The sequence below is a fragment of the Streptomyces lothianensis genome (assembly GCF_047779955.1).
Classification (GTDB): domain Bacteria; phylum Actinomycetota; class Actinomycetes; order Streptomycetales; family Streptomycetaceae; genus Streptomyces.
On record NZ_JBLMKT010000053.1, the window covers coordinates 83,233 to 99,190 of the forward strand.

Below are 15,958 nucleotides of genomic sequence, written 5' to 3' on the forward strand. Positions count from 1 at the left end.
CCCCACGAGCAGACAAGGGAGTCCGCCACCGTGGCCATCTCCGTCTTCGACCTCTTCTCCATCGGCATCGGCCCCTCCTCCTCGCACACGGTCGGTCCGATGCGCGCCGCCCGGATGTTCGTGGGCCGGCTGAAGAAGGACGGTCTGCTCGCCCAGACCACCTCGGTACGCGCCGAGCTCTTCGGTTCGCTGGGCGCCACCGGCCACGGCCACGGCACCCCGAAGGCGGTGCTGCTCGGCCTTGAGGGCCACTCCCCCCGTACGGTCGACGTGGAGAGCGCCGACGACGACGTCGAGCGGATCCGGCAGAGTGGCAAGCTGCGTCTGATGGGCGCGGAAATAGGCGATGCCCATGTCATCGACTTCGACGAGCCGAACCAGCTGATCCTGCACCGCCGCCGCGCCCTGCCGTACCACGCGAACGGCATGACCCTCGCCGCGTACGACGCCTCCGGCGCCCCGCTCCTGGAGAAGACCTACTACTCGGTCGGCGGCGGCTTCGTGGTCGACGAGGACGCGGTCGGCGAGGACCGGATCAAGCTCGACGACACGGTCCTCAAGTACCCCTTCCGCACCGGCGACGAGATGCTGCGGCTCGCCCGCGAGACCGGCCTGTCGATCTCCGCGCTGATGCTGGAGAACGAGAAGGCCTGGCGCACCGAGGAGGAGATCCGCGAAGGTCTCCTGGAGATCTGGCGCGTCATGCAGGCCTGCGTCTCGCGCGGCATGTCCCGCGAGGGCATCCTTCCGGGCGGCCTGCGCGTGAAGCGCCGCGCCGCCGCCCAGGCCCGCCAGCTGCGCGCCGAGGGCGATCCGATGCTGCACCGCGGCGAGTGGACCACGATCTACGCGATGGCGGTCAACGAGGAGAACGCGGCGGGCGGCCGCGTCGTCACCGCCCCCACGAACGGCGCGGCGGGCGTACTCCCGGCCGTCCTGCACCACTACATGAACTTCGTCCCCGGCGCCGACGAGGACGGCGTGGTCCGCTTCCTGCTCGCGGCGGGCGCGATCGGCATGCTCTTCAAGGAGAACGCTTCCATCTCCGGCGCCGAGGTCGGCTGCCAGGGCGAGGTCGGCTCGGCCTGCTCGATGGCGGCCGGGGCACTCGCCGAAGTACTCGGCGCCTCCCCCGAGCAGGTGGAGAACGCCGCCGAGATCGGCATGGAACACAACCTGGGCCTGACCTGCGACCCCGTCGGCGGCCTCGTCCAGATCCCGTGCATCGAACGCAACGGCATGGCGGCCGTCAAGGCCGTCACTGCGGCGCGGATGGCGATGCGCGGCGACGGCTCGCACAAGGTGTCCCTCGACAAGGTCATCAAGACCATGAAGGAGACCGGCGCGGACATGAAGGTCAAGTACAAGGAGACGGCGCGGGGCGGGCTCGCGGTGAACGTCATCGAGTGCTGAGCTAGCCCCGCCTGACCTGCCGTTCCATCCGTTCCATCCGTTCCAGCGAGTTTTCCGCAGTGCTGCGGGGTAGCGTCCGGGGCGGAAGGGGGGATCGGTATGTGGTTGGTCGCGGCGTTGGTCGGGGTGCTCGTCGGGCTGGTGCCCAGTGCGCTGCTTGTGCTGACGTTCCGGCAACTCCGGACCGAGCAGGAGCGGATGCTCGGCGCCGAGGCGAACGTGGTGGAGTCCGCGATCGAGCCGGTGAACCCCGTGGAGCACGGCTATCTCGCCGGCGGCCCGGAGCGTGCGGCGCAGGTCGTGCTCACGGATCTCTTCCTGAGCGGCCGGATCGAGGGGACGGAGGGCGGTCTGCGGCGGGTGGCCGACGCGGACGCGGTGGCGCTGGCGGAGGACGCCGCGTCCGGGGTTCTCCACCGGCGGGTGCTGGGTCTCCTCGCTGACGACCGCACCATGGAGGTCCGCCGCCTTGCCATCGCCGCGGTCAGCGGCAGCACGGACGGCGAGGCCGACATGGCGCGGATGGCCCGCCACCTCAGGGAACGCGGCCTGTGCCGCGAGCACGCCGTCGTGGAGCGGGCCCGGCGGCACGCGCTGACGGCCAAGCGGCGCAACGATCGCATCGCGGCCGTACTGGCCGGGCTCGGGGCGACGGCCGGGATCGTGCTCGCGGTGTTCACCTCTGCCGAACTCGCCGCTTTCGTCGCTGCCGTACCGATCACGTCGGCGGTGTCGTACAGCTTCCTCGCGGCGCGCGCGGAGGACCGGTTGGCCGAGCTGACGCCGCGCACTCCGGCGGGGGACGCGGCCGTCGAGGCGGGCGCCACCGTACCGCTCGAAGCCATCACGGACGACGAGGACCGGCGGAAGGCGCTGCGGCTGGTGGCCGGCCGCGGATTCAGCGGGCTCGCCGGGTCCCGGCGCAGCGAGGAGGGGCGGCGGACCGAGCAGGCCGGCGGCATCCGTCCCAGCGAGAGCGGCTACGGCCGCCCCTCGGCCGACGCCTTCGCCTTCGCCGGGTGGTGCGTTGTCCGCAACATGCTGGAGCGCAGCGGCGGGGACGAAGGCGGCAACCCCGTACTGTCCGAGCGCCCGCCGTCCCAGGAACTGTGGGACAACTACCGCAAGTTCAACGGTTCGAAGGGCAACTGGGCCCTGACCCTGATCCCGGCGTCCGGCCGGGGCGGCGGGATCGTGGTGGACAGGTAGGGGGCTGCTACCGCGTGGCGAGGCGCTCCCCGAGCCGGGTCGCCGAGGTGCCGAGGCCCTTCGGGCCGCCGAGGCGTCGCGGCGCGGCGGCGGTGCCGTGGCGGAGGTGCTCCACGCGGTACCGGCGGCACTTGCGGTGCCAGTTGAGGATGCCGGCCATCCAGTCCTGCAGTTCGAGGACGTACTGGCCGAGGATCGCGCGCACCTCCTCGTCCAGCGCCATGTCCTCGTACAGCACCGGCAGTTCGTGGTCCACGGCGTGCCGGAACTGGGCCAGGCGGCCCTTCATCAGGTCGTGGACGATGCCCACGGCCGTCGGGTAGTCCACGTCGAAGAAGTCCTGCACGACGAGGACGCCGTTGTGCACCTCGCCCTCGTGCTCGATCTCCTTCTGGTACGAGAACACGTCGTTGAGCAGCGTCGCGTAGTCCACGGCCGCGTTCTCCAGGGAGCGGACCGGGCCGCTCGCGTACACCTCGGACGGTACGCGGTCGCCCCGGCGCAGGCGGCACAGGCGCAGCGTCAGGTCGGCGCCGAAGGTGAGGCGGCGCATCTCCAGGTAGTCCACCGGGTCCGGGATGCGGTGCTGCGCCTGGTTGGCGAGCTCCCACAGCCAGCTGTCGAGCATGTCCTCGACCGCCTTGCGGAAGACGGGCAGGCTGCTCGACGGCATCGGCCCGGCCGTGCGCCGCCACAGGTCCGCGAGGCCCCGCTCCATGGCACTGGACGGCTCCGGCGCCGCCTCGCCCTCCAGGGGCATGAACAGCTTGAGCCGCTCCGTATCGGCCTTCGCCCCCGCCAGGTCGCGGCTGCGGCCGTAGAGCGCCGGGTACAGGTCGTCGCCGTACGTCCCCCAGGTCAGCCAGTGCGCGGAGAGGTCCAGTTCCTCCTCGGTGGCATCGGGGTCGAGGCCCGCCGAGCAGAGCGGGAAGTCATAGCCGCGCAGCCGTTCGGCGTCCCAGACGCCGGACAGCGGCCGGCCCGGCTGCGGCTGCAGCATGCCCATCCGGCGGCCCCAGTCCACACACCGCGTGCGGGCCCCGCCCAGGTGCGGGCTCAGGCTCAGCTCGTACGGGAAGTCCCGCTCCAGGGGCGGCACGATCGAAGGGCCTGCGTGCTGGTGCGGCCGGTGGCTGTGGCGGCGCGCCCGGGCGGTCTCCGCGCGCCGGGTGAGGCGCAGGCCGGCACCGGGGAGGCGCAGGCCGGTACCCGGGAGGGTCAGACCGATGCCCGGGAGGGTGCCGGTGCCCGGGAGGGGCCAACCGCCGGGTTCCTGTTCCGTCGCGCCCTCGTTCATGTAGCGGCTTGAGCGCAGGTGCCACTCGTGACCGCCGGACTGCCAGTCCTGCAGGCCCTTCGCGTACGCCGCCACCGCGGCCGTCCGCTCCGCGTCCAGGCCGTGCTCGGCGCAGAGCGCGGGGACCTCGGTGAGGGCGGTGTGCTCGAACTGCTGGAGCCGCGAGGTCAGCAGGTCGTTCACGGCCTCGGCGGCCTCCTGCGTCGTACAGCCGAGGAACTTCTCCATCACCAGGCCGCCGTTGCTGTTCTCGCCCTCGTCCTCCACCTCGCGCTGGTACGAGAACAGGTCGTTGCGCAGGTGCACCGCGTCGGCGAAGGTGTCCCGCAGCACCCGCAGCGGCCGGGATCCGGCCACCGCCTCGGGCAGTTCGGCCTGCGCCGCGTACTCCACGAGCCCGGCGGACCAGGGTGCGCCGCCGACCTTGCGACGCATCTCGATGTACTCGACGGGGTTGGCGATCCGCCCCTCGTCGATGTTCGACAGCTCCCACAGCGACTCGTTCAGGAGGTTCTCGGTCGCCGTCGCGAACCGGGCCCGCCACGCGTGCGACATGCTCGGCACCGTGCGGGACCACAGGTCGGCCAGGCCCGCCTCGACCGGGTTCGCCGGCTCCGGGAAGCCCTCGGACAGGTCCATCGGCATGAAGGCCGGCAGACGGTCCAGATACGCCTTGGCGCCGTCGCGGTCCAGGGTGCGCTTGAACAGCTCCAGGAAGTGGTCGTCGAAGAAGAAGACCCACACGTACCAGTCGGTGACCAGGGACAGCTCGTCCGCCTCGCAGTCCGGGTGGGTGTACGCGCACAGCAGGGCGTAGTCGTGGGCGTCGAGGTCGCGCTCCTCCCAGACCCCGGACCCCTCCAGCATCCCCATCCGCCGCGCCCACCCCTTGGTGTGCGAACGGGCCGCCTCGACCTGGGGGTTGAGCCGGGCGGGGTACGGGACGTAGAAGTCCGGGAGCGTGAAGGGCTGTTGCTGTCCACTGCGTACCATCCTGCCCGACCTTTCACACCATGCGACCGTACGGGGAGCGATCGGTCCGTGATCTCAGGTGATCGCCCCCGGGGTGGCCTTACCCATGCCCCCGGTACGCCATCCGGATCAGCGATTAGTCGTACCGGTGCGGCCCGGGGTGCGCGGGGAGGGCAGATCGTGCGGGACGCCGGCGGCTTCCGGTGTGTCCTCCGCCCGGGTGCGGCCCGCCGCCAGGTCCAGCAGCCGGGCGAGGACCGTGCCGCCGGAGGCGTGGAGGCCGTCGTGCTCCCAGGTGTCGGTGACCCAGGCTTGGCCGGCACCGATCGCACGGGCGGTGTCCAGGGACAGGCCCGCGTCCACATACATGTCGTTGCGGTAGACGGCGGCGGCGAGCGGGACCGTGTTGGCCGCGAGGCGGGCCGGGTCGTACAGCGGCGGCCAGTCGGTGCGCCCTGCGAGGAGGTCGGCGGCCTCGGCGAAGGGGCGCAGGGCCCGGATGTCCTCGAACATCCAGGGAAAGATCATCTCGCCGGTGAGGAGCAGCGGGTCGGCGTCCTCGGCGAACTCCCGGTGGGCGGTGAGCGCGCGGTCGGCCGCCCAGCCGGTGGCCTCGCCGCCCTGCCCGTAGAGAGTCTCCTGGAGCACGATGAAGAGCGGGTTGTCGGTGAATCCCGTCAGCCCCATCACCTGGTACAGGAACGTGTCGGTCAATGCGCCGTCGCCGTCGAGCGCTTCGTCCAGCAGCCAGTGCAGCCGCTCGAATCCGTCGCCCATCCCGAGCGCGAGGCCGAGGGTGCGCAGCCGCCGGACGGTGAGCCGGTCCCCGTCCGGCAGTCGTACGTCCCGCGCCGCCAGCAGGTCGGCGATACGGCGCAGCAGGGGCGCGTCGTCCGGGTAGCGGGCGTAGTACTCGCGGACACGGTCCCGGACCCGGGGCCAGGTCCGGGCGTAGACGTCGTCGGCGGTGGCCGTCAGACCGGGCAGACCGCCGGCCACATGGCAGGCCGCGAGCCCTTCGGGGGCCTGGGAGAGATAGGTAAGGGTGATGAAGCCCCCGTAGCTCTGGCCGAGCGTCGCCCAGGGGCCCGCGCCCAGCGCGCGGCGGATGAACTCGGCGTCCGCGACGATCGAGTCCGCCCGGAAGTGGCCGAGGTACCGCGCGAGCCGGGCCGGGTCGCGGAAGCGGGCGGCGGTGCGCGCGGTGACGGGTGAGGAGCGGCCGGTGCCCCGCTGGTCGAGGAGGAGGACGCGGTGCGTCTTCAGCGCCTGGGCCAGCCAGCCGGGCGAACTGCCCGACGGCCGGGGCGACTTGCCGCCGGGGCCGCCCTGGAGGTACAGCAGCCAGGGCAGGTCATCGGCCGCGCGGCCGGGGTCGGCGACTTCGCGGGCGAAGATCTCCAGGGTGTCGCCGCCGCCCGGGTCGGTGTGGTCCAGCGGGACGGTGAAGCGGTGGTCGGTGATCGCGTACGCGGGGTTCATCGGACTCCTTGCGGACGTGCGTGGGGGCCCGGCGGCGGCCGCCGGTCGGTGGGCACGGCTGGGCGGGGGCGGCGCAGAGGCCGCCGGCCCTGTGACGCCGTGTGGTGCCGGGTGGCTCCGGGGCAGACCGACCGTCCGGTCCGGGTACTCCGGGTACTCCGGGTACTCCGGGGCACGGGGACCGGACGGTCCGGGTGCCCCGCGCCGGGTCCTCGGGGCGGCCGCCCTTGTCGCCGCCCTGGTCGCTGCGATGATCCTGGTCTCGGTCGCCACCGACCGGCCGCGTCCAGTCGTCAGGGCGGCTGGCCGCGCCCGGCCCGCAGGGCTGGAGGCCACGCCCGGCCCGCAGGACGACAGGCCGCGCCCGGCCCGCAGAACAACAGGCGCCTGCCTGCTCTCCGAACGGTGGCCGGCCCCGCCCCGCCCGGTCAACACCCGGTCAACGCTCGGTGCGCAGCCGCGTCTTGAGCACCCCCTGGGCAGACTTGCGCTCCGCCTCGCCCTCGGCCCACAGCGAGCGCACATGGCCGAGGTGGCGGGACATGCACCGCTCCGCGCCCTCGGCGTCCCCGGCCACCATCAGGTCGAGGAGTTCGATGTGCTCCTCGGCGGAGGGGATGAGCTGGTCGCGTTCGTCCAGGGTGGTCAGGCCGTACAGGCGGGAGCGCTTGCGCAGATCGCCGACGGTCTCCACGAGCCGGTCGTTGCCGCCGAGGGCGAGCAGGGCGAGGTGGAACTGCCGGTCGGCCTCCAGGTAGCCGATGAGGTCGTGCTCGCGGGCGGCGCGCACGATGTCCTCGGCGACGGGGCGCAGGGCCTCCAGGTCCTCGCGGGCCGCCTCCCGGGTGACCCGTCCGACCATGGGGACCTCGATGAAGGTGCGGATCTCCGTGTACTGGTCGAGGTCGCGTTCGTTGACCTCGGTGACCCGGAAGCCCTTGTTGCGGACGGGCTCGACCAGGCCCTCGCGGGCCAGGTCGAGCATCGCCTCGCGTACCGGGGTGGCGGAGATGCCGAAGTCCTCGGCGAGGGTGGGCGCGGAGTAGACCTCGCCGGGGCGCAGTTCCCCGGAGATCAGCGCCGCGCGCAGGGCGTGGGCCACCTGGTCGCGCAGCCGCTCCCGGGTGGTGTTGAGATTGCGCTGCTTGAGGTGGCCCATCGCGTGATCCCTTCGTGCGCCTGAGGGGCGCGGCCTGGCGGACCCCCCAGCGTACAATGTCACGTTGTTTTCGCAGGTGCCCGGGGGTGTGACGGGGTCAGTGTCCACGTGCGCGACGAGGTGTAGAAGTCCAGCGCGGCGCGGCCCTGTTCGCGCGGGCCGTGGCTGGAATCCTTCGTGCCGCCGAACGGCAGATGGAAGTCGACACCGCTGGAGGGGGCGTTGACGCGGATCATGCCGGTGTCGAGCCCGTCGAGCCCGTACAGCGCGGCGTCGAGCGACGCCGTGTGGACCGAGGTGACCAGGCCGTACGGTACGGAGTTGGCGATCCGCACCGCCTGGTCCGTGCTGTCGGCCGCCATGAGCACGGCGAGCGGGCCGAAGACCTCCTCGCGCAGCAGCGGGTGGTCGTCCGGAGCCTTCTCCACCAGGGCCGCCGCCGTGTACCAGCCTCCCTCGTCGGGCGCCCGGGACACCGCGGCCTCGGGCAGCCCCCGGCGGGCCTCGGCCACGCGGTCGCGCGCCCGCTCGGAGATGAGCGGGCCGCAGACGGTGGCGGGGTCGGCGGGATCGCCCACGGTGAGGGTGCGCAGCCGCTCGGCCAGGGCCTCGCGCAGCGGGTCGAGCGCCGCGCCCACCGCGATGACGCGGCTGGTCGCGGTGCACTTCTGGCCCGCGTAGCCGGCGATCGCGGACGCGAGGTGCGCGGCCGCCGTTTCCATGTCGGCGTCGGGCAGCACGATCGCCGCGTTGAGGCCGCCCATCTCGGCCTGGACGGGGACGCCCCGCGCGCCCGCGGCCCGCGCGACGGCCTGGCCGACGGCCGTGGAGCCCGTGAAGGAGACGATGTCGGCGGACGAGACGACGGCCTCCCCCTCGGTGGCGCCGCCGGGCAGCACCGTGAACACCCCGGCGGGCAGAGCCCGCTGCACCAGCTCGGACAGGCGCTGGGCGCAGGCGGTGGCCTCGGGGGCGGGCTTGAGGACGACGGCGTTGCCCGCCGCGAGCGCGGGGGCCGCCTTCCAGCTGGGGATCGCGAAGGGGAAGTTCCAGGGGGTGATCAGGCCCGCGACCCCGTACGGGCGGCGGCGGGTCAGCAGCAGCCCGGGACCGGCAGCCGTCTCGTGGACGGCGCCGGAGGGGTCGTAGGGGGTCTGGGCGTAGTAGCGCCAGATGGCGACGGTGCGGTGCACCTCGGCGCGGGCCTCGGTGACCGGTTTGCCGACTTCGCGTACGGCGAGCGCGGTCAGTTCGTCGGCGGCCGCCTCGACGGCGTCGGCGACCCCGGTGAGCGCGGCCGAGCGGGCGGCCGCGCCGGCGTACAGCCAGTCGCGCTGGGCCCGGCGGGCGCTCTCGACCGCGGCGAGCGCGGCGAACGCTCCGGGCGCCGCGGTCCGGAGCACGGTGTCGGAGGGGTCGGCCGGGTTGCGGGAGACAACCGGGGCCTGGTCGTCGGTCACGTCGTCGCTCACAGGAGAAAACCTCCGGGGAAGGGGTCGTCGGGGTCGAGGAAGTACTGGGCGGTGCCGGTGATCCAGGCGCGTCCGGTGATGCGCGGCACCACGGCGGGCACCCCGGCGACCTCGGTCTCCTCCACGAGCCGGCCGGTGAACCGGGTGCCGATGAAGGACTCGTTGACGAAGTCGCGCTCAAGGGGCAGGGCGCCGCGGGCGTGCAGCTGGGCCATACGGGCGGAGGTGCCGGTGCCGCACGGCGAGCGGTCGAACCAGCCGGGGTGGATGGCCATGGCGTGCCGTGAATGGTGCGCGTCGGAGCCGGGGGCGGCCAGGTAGACGTGCTTGACCCCGGCGATCTCGGGCTGTGCCGGATGGACGGGCCGGTCCGGTGCCGCGTTGACCGCGTCCATGATCGCCATGCCCGCGGCGAGCAGGTCGTCCTTGCGGGCGCGGTCGAACGGCAGGCCCAGCGCGTCGAGTTCGGTGATCACGTAGAAGTTGCCGCCGAAGGCCAGGTCGTAGGTGACCGCACCCAGACCGGGCACGTCGACCTTGCGGTCCAGGCCCACGCAGAACGCGGGCACGTTGGTGAACGTGGCCGCCTTGGCCCGCCCGTCCTCCACCTGGACGTCGACGGCGACGAGACCCGCCGGGGTGTCGAGGCGGACGGTGGTAACGGGCTCGGCCACCGGGACCATGCCGGTCTCGACCAGGACCGTCGCCACCCCGATGGTGCCGTGCCCGCACATGGGGAGCAGCCCGGACACCTCGATGTAGAGCACGCCCCAGTCGGCGTCGGGGCGGGTCGGGGGCTGGAGGATCGCGCCGCTCATGGCGGAGTGGCCGCGCGGCTCATACATCAGGAGGGTGCGCAGCTCGTCGCGGTGCTCGATGACGTGCAGCCTGCGCTCGGCCATGGTCGCGCCGGGGATCACCCCGACGCCGCCGGTGATCACACGGGTGGGCATTCCCTCGGTGTGCGAATCGACCGCGTGGAAGACGTGACGGGTGTGCATGGAACTCCTTCCGGGGTCAGCGCTGTCAGCGGGAGCAGCGGGTGTCAGGGGTGTCGGCGGTGTCAGCGGTGTCCCGCGGCAAGGGCCTTCTCGGTGGCGGCGCGCACCTCGGCCTCGGTCTGCGGCGACAGCGGCATGCGCGGCGGCCGGGTGGGGCCGCCGCGGTGGCCCGCGATGTCCATCGACAGCTTGATGGCCTGCACGAACTCCGTCTTGGAGTCCCAGCGCAGCAGCGAGTGCAGGGACCTGTAGAGCGGCAGGGCGGTGCCCAGGTCTCCCGCGGTCGCGGCGTGGTACAGCTCGGCGCAGGCGGCGGGGAAGGCGTTGGGGTAGCCGGCGATCCAGCCGACCGCGCCCGCGACGGCCAGTTCGAGGAGCACGTCGTCGGCACCGATCAGCAGGTCGAGTTCCGGGGCGAGTTCGGCGATCTCGTACGCCCGGCGGACGTCACCGCTGAACTCCTTCACCGCGACGATGTCGCCCTCGGCGTGGATCCGGGCGAGGAGGGCGGGCGTCAGGTCGACCTTGGTGTCGAAGGGGTTGTTGTACGCGACGACCGGCAGGCCGGCCTTCGCGACCTCGGCGTAGTGGGCGGCCACGGCACGCTCGTCGGCCCGGAAGGCGTTCGGCGGCAGCAGCAGCACGCTGCCGCAGCCCTGTTCGGCGGCGTGCTCGGCCCACCGGCGCGACTCGGCACTGCCGTACGCGGCGACGCCGGGCATGACGCGCGCCCCGTCGCCCGCGGCCTCGACGGCGGTGGCGACGACGCGGGCGCGCTCGGTTTCGGTGAGGGTCTGGTACTCGCCCAGGGAGCCGTTGGGTACGACACCGTCGCAGCCGTTGTCGATGAGCCGGCGGACCTGCTCGGCGTAGGCGTCGTAGTCGACGGAGAGGTCGTCCCGCAGGGGCAGGGCGGTGGCGACCATGATGCCGCGCCAGGGGCGGGCGGGGTTCCAGGAGGAGGGAGAGGAGGCGGAGGAGGATGCGGTGGTCGGCGTGGTCATGGTGGATAACCCTTCAATGAGATGTGACATTTCACTATGGGATGTACGGAGCCCGCAAGGGCGCCGACACACGAGCCCGGTCAGCCGCCAGGGGCGGCTGCCGGTTCAGCTTTCGGCTCAGCAGCCGGTTCAGCTGCCGGGGCCCGCGCCGTCCAGGGATCCGGCGATGCCTCCCGAAGCGCGGTCGGGGGATTCGGTGCCGTTCCCCGGAGCCGTGCCCGCGTCGCCGAGGGCCGCCAGCGTCCCCAGCGGGACCGGGACCGCCAGCGGTCTGCGCTCCGGCGAGGCCGGCAGCCGTCCGGCCTCGGCCTGCCCGGCCAGACAGGTCACGGCCGGGCCGCAGACACGGCCCTGGCACCAGCCCATGCCCGCGCGCGTGAGCAGCTTGACGGTACGGGCGTCGCGGGCACCGTAGTCGTCGACCGCCTCCCGGACCCGGCCGGCGGTGACCTCCTCGCAGCGGCACACGTCCGTCGCGTCGTCGAGCCACCGGGTCCACCCGGGGCCGGGGGCATGCGCGGCGGCCATCACCTCGGCGAAGGCGCGCATCCGGTCACGGCGGCGGCGCAGTGCGCGGACGGATCCGCCAACGGGCACCGGCCGGGCGGACAGCCGGGCCGCAATCGCGGTGCCCGCCAGTTCGCCTTCCGTGCGCGCCAGTTGGACGCCGCCGATGCCGCCGGCCTCCCCGGCGGACCAGATACCGGGAACGGACGTCTCCTGGTACGGGTCCAGTTCGAGGGCGTACGCGCCGTCCGCCGTGCGCCGGGTCGCGCAGCCCAGGCCCGTGGCCAGCTCCAGCTGCGGAAGCAGCCCGTGGCCCACCGCGAGCGCGTCACAGGCGATGCGGCGGTCGGTCCCCGGGACCGGCCGCCAGTCGCGGTCGAGCCGGGAGACCGTGACGGCCTCGACGCGCTCCGTGCCGTGCACCCGGGTCACCGCACTGCGGGCACGCAGCCGCACCCGGTGCCGCAGCAGGGCCGCGCCGTGCAGTGCCGCCTCGACCGATTTGTGCGCGTTGGCGGCGAGGACTCGGGGATGGCGGGCGTAGCCGAGGTAGCCGGAGGCCTCGATCACGGCCGGGACACGCGCCCCGGCCGCGGCCAGTGACGCGGCGACGGCAAGCAGCAGCGGACCGCTGCCCGCCACCACCACCCGCCGCCCCGGCAGGACGAGACCGGACTTGAGCATCGCCTGCGCTCCCCCGGCCCCCACGACACCCGGCAGCGTCCAGCCGGGGAAGGGCAGCTGGCGCTCCTGCGCGCCGGTGGCGAGGAGGACGGCGCGGGCCCGGATCCGGACCGGGCGCTCCCCGCCCCCGTCCGCCCCGGTGACCGCGTGCACGTCCCAGGGACCCGTACCACTGTCCCGCGCCGGCACGATGGTCCACACGTGATGTCCGGGCAGGTGCGTGACATCGCTCCGCGTGAGGCGGCGGCGCAGGTCCGCGAAAGGGGACCAGTCGTGGTGCAGGGCTTCGGGCCGTACGGCGCCGAGGGCGGGCACGGGATGCCGGTAGAACTGGCCGCCCGGCTGGGCGGCGGTGTCCAGCAGGGCCACGGACAGGCCGAGTTCGGCGGCCGTCACGGCGCCCGCGAGCCCCGCGGGGCCCGCTCCGACCACCGCGAGGTCGTACGCACGGGTCTCTCCGGGCGCCCCGGACCCCTGCAACCCGTTGGCCTCCCGGAAATCCTCGGGCGCCTCAGGCTCCCTGGGCTCCTCAGGTGTCGAGTTCACCATGGCCGTGCCCTTCCTGGGTGGTGACGGTGTCGCCGGGTCGCGCGGGCGCCAGGCAGGCCCGGCGGTTGGGTTCGCCGTTGACGGTGGCGAGGCAGTCGAAGCAGTGCCCGATGCCGCAGAACGCGCCGCGCGGACGCCCGCCGACGCGGGTGGTGCGCCAGGAGAGGATGCCCGCGGCCCACAGTGCGGCGGCCACGGACTGCCCGGGCAGCGCGGCGACCGGACGCCCGTCGAAGGTGATCTCGAACGCGCTGCCGAGATCCGCGCCCACCAGGCCGGCGGGGCTGCGGTCACGCGCCATGGCGCGGCTCCTTTCGTGGAGAGTCGGGGGACGGATGACGGAGGGAGCGGCAGGGTGAGCGGTGGAAGGAGGGGAACAGCACAGCACGGAGCTCCGTCATCGAGACCCTCCGCCGTCACCGCCGTCACCGCCGTCACCGCCGTCACCGCCGTCAAAGCGGCCCGGCGCGAACGGCTTGATGTCCAGCGGGATTTCGCCCCCCGCCACCGCCGACGCCACGGCCAGGCCGGTCGCCGGGGCGAGGCCGATGCCCGCCCCCTCGTGCCCGCAGGCGTGCAGCAGCCCCGGCACCCGGGGGTCGGGCCCGATCGCGGGCAGATGGTCGGGAAGATAGGGGCGGAATCCGGCGTACGTCCGCATGGCCCGCACCGTGCCGAGCACCGGGAAGAGCCGCACCGCCTGCACGGCGAGGCGGCGCAGCACCTCCACGGACAGCGAGCGGTCGAAGCCGACCCGCTCCCGGCTCGCGCCGATGAGGACCGGACCCGCCGGGGTGCCCTCCACCACGGCGGAGGTCTGCAGCGCCGCCGAGTCGCTGGCGACGTCGGCGACGTAGTCGGCCGCGTACACCTTGCGCCGCACCACGCGCGGCAGCGGCTCGGTGACCAGGACGAAGCCGCGCCGGGGACGGACGGGCAGCGACACGCCCGCGAGCCGGGCGAGTTCGCCGCCCCAGGTCCCGGCCGCGTTCACGACGTACGGCGCGTACGTCTCGCCGGCCGGCGTGCGGACGCCGCGCACCGCGCCGTCCGCCCCGGTGAGCAGGGCGGTCACCTCCTCGCCGAGCCGCAGGCGCACCCGGTCCCCGGCCGCGCGCAGCAGGTGTGCGGCGGCCAGGGCGGGCTGGACCTGCGCGTCCTGCGGGTAGTGGACGCCGCCCGCGAGGCCGGGGGCCAGATGCGGCTCCAGCTCGGCGAGCCGGTCACCGGGCACCGGCTCGGCGGTGACTCCGGCGCGCACCTGACGGGCGGCGAAGTCCCGCAGAGCGGCCAGGCCCGCCTCGCCGGCCGCGACGACCAGCCCTCCCTTCGCCTCGTACTCGATGCGCGACGGCAGTTCACCGGCCAGCTCGCGCCACAACACCGTCGAGAGGAGGGCGAGTTCGAGCTCCGGGCCCGGCTCCTTGTCGGAGACCAGGAGGTTGCCCTCCCCTGATCCGGTGGTCCCTCCGGCGACGGGGCCCCGGTCGATCACGGTGACGGTCAGGCCCGCGCGGGCGGCGTAGTAGGCGCAGGCGGCGCCGACCACACCCGCTCCGACGATGATGAGATCCGGTGAGTTCCTCGTGAGCACGACAGTAATATTTCACATTTCACTGTCGCTGCCAAGACTCCGTCACCGACGGTCCCCACCCACGACCTCCGCCCACGGTCCCCACCCCGAACGGCCCGCCCGCGGATCACCCCTCCAGCAACTCACCCATCCACGCCTCGACTTCCTCGGGCCTGCGGGGCAGCGCACCGGGCATGAGCCGCGCCCCGTCGGCGGTGATCACCAGGTCGTCCTCGACACGCACACCGATGCCGCGCAGTTCGGGCGGCAGCGTCTCGTCGTCGGGCTGCAGATAGAGCCCGGGCTCCACGGTCAGCACCTGGCCCTCCTCGAGCACCCCGTCGAGATACGCCTCCGCCCGCGCCTGCCCGCAGTCGTGCACATCGAGCCCGAGCATGTGGCCGCTGCTGCACAGCGTGTAGCGCCGGTGGAGGTCACCCGACGCGTCCTTCAGCACCCCCCACTCCGTGAGCCCTTCGGCGATCACCTGCATCGCCGCGATGTGGAAGTCGCGGAAGCGCGCGCCGGGCCGGAGGGCGTTGATACCCGCCTCCTGCGCGGCGAGCACCAGGTCGTACACCTGCCGCTGCACGGTCGAGAAGCGGCCGGACAGCGGGAGGGTGCGGGTGATGTCGGAGGTGTAGAGGCTGTCGGTCTCCACACCCGCGTCAAGCAGGAGCAGTTGCCGTGGATCGAGCGGCCCGTTGTTGCGGATCCAGTGGAGTGAACAGGCGTGGGCGCCGCAGGCGGCGATGGTCTCCCAGCCGACCCCGTTGCCCTCGGCGCGGGCGCGCAGGGCGAACACGCCCTCGATCCAGCGCTCGCCGCGCGGATGGGCGAGAGCGCGCGGGAGTTCGCGTACCACGTCCTCGAATCCGGTGACGGTGTGGTCCACGGCGCGCTGTAGCTGCTCGATCTCCCAGGCGTCCTTCACGAGCCGCAATTCAGCGAGGACGGCGGCGAGTTCGGGGTCCGAGGTGGCCACCCGGCCCGGCGGCAGGGCACCGCGCCCGCCGTCGGACAGGTCGCCGGACCGGCCGCCGGGGGGCGCGCCGAGATCGCTCAGCGGAGCACAGCGGATGCCGGTCATCCGCTCGGCCTCCGCGAGGTCCGGGCGCCGGCCGACCCAGAACTCACCGTGGCGCCGGTCCCGGTAGAAGCCGTCGCCGGTGCGCGGCGAGCGGGGCCGCAGATAGAGGACCGCCTCGTGCCCGTGCGGCCCGTCGGGCTCCAGGACCAGCACATGACCGACCTGCTCCTCGTCGGTGAGGCCGGTCAGCCAGGCGTAGTCGCTGTGCGGGCGGAAGCGGTGGTCGAGGTCGGCGGTGCGGACCCGCAGCTCCCCCGCGGGAACCACGATCCGCTCTCCGGGGAAGCGGGCGGAGAGACGGGCCCGGCGGGCGGGAGTGACATCCGCGGCGGACAGCCGGACGTCACCGGCCGGCGGGGTCGGCGCCCAGTGGCGCGTCATGAAGTCGGTCAACTCGGGCGAGGCGTCTCGGTCGTGACTGACCGTCCGGGGTGCGGCGGCCACGGGCTCCTGCATGGGTGATCCTCCTGACTGAGGCACAGCTGGATAACGGGGGTGACAGACCCTTGCTTAGTAACATTTCACATTACTATTTTACAGGTCACA

General features: G+C 73.4%; 12 protein-coding genes. 2 read left to right on the top strand and 10 right to left on the bottom strand.

The genetic code is table 11. The features are described from left to right. Positions 1-30: 30 nt before the first annotated feature. Positions 31-1,413, top strand: a complete 1,383-nt coding sequence (locus ACLF6P_RS18760) for an L-serine ammonia-lyase (protein WP_415951640.1) — start codon at positions 31-33, stop codon at positions 1,411-1,413. 99 nt (positions 1,414-1,512) lie between these two features. Further along, positions 1,513-2,622, top strand: a complete 1,110-nt coding sequence (locus ACLF6P_RS18765) for a DUF2207 domain-containing protein (protein WP_415951641.1) — start codon at positions 1,513-1,515, stop codon at positions 2,620-2,622. 7 nt (positions 2,623-2,629) lie between these two features. Here ACLF6P_RS18765 and ACLF6P_RS18770 read toward each other — a convergent pair whose 3' ends face one another. The 10 genes from ACLF6P_RS18770 to ACLF6P_RS18815 form a co-directional block, all read right to left on the bottom strand. Next, positions 2,630-4,912, bottom strand: coding sequence for a terpene synthase family protein (locus ACLF6P_RS18770; protein ID WP_415951642.1), 2,283 nt, complete (start codon positions 4,910-4,912; stop codon positions 2,630-2,632). Positions 4,913-5,020: 108 nt separating this feature from the next. Continuing rightward, complete coding sequence (locus ACLF6P_RS18775; RefSeq protein ID WP_415951643.1) at positions 5,021-6,373, bottom strand: alpha/beta fold hydrolase; 1,353 nt, start codon at positions 6,371-6,373, stop codon at positions 5,021-5,023. A 439-nt stretch (positions 6,374-6,812) separates the two neighbouring features. Further along, positions 6,813-7,532: a GntR family transcriptional regulator gene (locus ACLF6P_RS18780; protein ID WP_415951644.1), complete on the bottom strand. Its 720-nt coding sequence runs from the start codon at positions 7,530-7,532 to the stop codon at positions 6,813-6,815. 59 nt (positions 7,533-7,591) lie between these two features. After that, complete coding sequence (locus ACLF6P_RS18785; protein WP_415951645.1) at positions 7,592-9,004, bottom strand: aldehyde dehydrogenase family protein; 1,413 nt, start codon at positions 9,002-9,004, stop codon at positions 7,592-7,594. Beyond that, on the bottom strand, positions 9,001-10,005 hold the full coding sequence (locus tag ACLF6P_RS18790; RefSeq protein ID WP_415951647.1) for a proline racemase family protein: 1,005 nt from the start codon (positions 10,003-10,005) through the stop codon (positions 9,001-9,003). Before ACLF6P_RS18790 ends, ACLF6P_RS18785 begins: the two co-directional genes overlap by 4 nt. Positions 10,006-10,067: 62 nt before the next feature. Beyond that, the gene (locus ACLF6P_RS18795) at positions 10,068-11,009 is read right to left on the bottom strand and encodes a dihydrodipicolinate synthase family protein (RefSeq protein ID WP_415951648.1); all 942 of its coding nucleotides are present in this window, start codon (positions 11,007-11,009) and stop codon (positions 10,068-10,070) included. A 129-nt stretch (positions 11,010-11,138) separates the two neighbouring features. Then, the gene (locus ACLF6P_RS18800; protein ID WP_415951649.1) at positions 11,139-12,749 is read right to left on the bottom strand and encodes an FAD-dependent oxidoreductase; all 1,611 of its coding nucleotides are present in this window, start codon (positions 12,747-12,749) and stop codon (positions 11,139-11,141) included. Next, positions 12,730-13,050 carry a (2Fe-2S)-binding protein gene (locus ACLF6P_RS18805; RefSeq protein ID WP_415951650.1) on the bottom strand — a complete coding sequence of 107 codons (321 nt, stop codon included), beginning with the start codon at positions 13,048-13,050 and terminating at the stop codon, positions 12,730-12,732. Before ACLF6P_RS18805 ends, ACLF6P_RS18800 begins: the two co-directional genes overlap by 20 nt. A 96-nt stretch (positions 13,051-13,146) precedes the next feature. Next, a complete protein-coding gene (locus ACLF6P_RS18810; protein ID WP_415951651.1) occupies positions 13,147-14,343 on the bottom strand; it encodes an NAD(P)/FAD-dependent oxidoreductase in 1,197 nt (398 codons plus the stop codon). Positions 14,344-14,449: 106 nt separating this feature from the next. Then, on the bottom strand, positions 14,450-15,868 hold the full coding sequence (locus ACLF6P_RS18815; protein ID WP_415951652.1) for an aminopeptidase P family protein: 1,419 nt from the start codon (positions 15,866-15,868) through the stop codon (positions 14,450-14,452). Positions 15,869-15,958 lie beyond the last annotated feature (90 nt).

What these genes read in the sequence shown, in the direction of transcription:
- ACLF6P_RS18765 (WP_415951641.1), top strand. Translation starts at nt 1,513, where the DNA reads ATGTGGTTGGTCGCGGCGTTGGTCGGGGTGCTCGTCGGGCTGGTGCCC.
- ACLF6P_RS18770 (WP_415951642.1), bottom strand. Translation starts at nt 4,912, where the DNA reads ATGGTACGCAGTGGACAGCAACAGCCCTTCACGCTCCCGGACTTCTAC.
- ACLF6P_RS18775 (WP_415951643.1), bottom strand. Translation starts at nt 6,373, where the DNA reads ATGAACCCCGCGTACGCGATCACCGACCACCGCTTCACCGTCCCGCTG.
- ACLF6P_RS18780 (WP_415951644.1), bottom strand. Translation starts at nt 7,532, where the DNA reads ATGGGCCACCTCAAGCAGCGCAATCTCAACACCACCCGGGAGCGGCTG.
- ACLF6P_RS18790 (WP_415951647.1), bottom strand. Translation starts at nt 10,005, where the DNA reads ATGCACACCCGTCACGTCTTCCACGCGGTCGATTCGCACACCGAGGGA.
- ACLF6P_RS18795 (WP_415951648.1), bottom strand. Translation starts at nt 11,009, where the DNA reads ATGACCACGCCGACCACCGCATCCTCCTCCGCCTCCTCTCCCTCCTCC.
- ACLF6P_RS18800 (WP_415951649.1), bottom strand. Translation starts at nt 12,749, where the DNA reads ATGGTGAACTCGACACCTGAGGAGCCCAGGGAGCCTGAGGCGCCCGAG.
- ACLF6P_RS18805 (WP_415951650.1), bottom strand. Translation starts at nt 13,050, where the DNA reads ATGGCGCGTGACCGCAGCCCCGCCGGCCTGGTGGGCGCGGATCTCGGC.
- ACLF6P_RS18815 (WP_415951652.1), bottom strand. Translation starts at nt 15,868, where the DNA reads ATGCAGGAGCCCGTGGCCGCCGCACCCCGGACGGTCAGTCACGACCGA.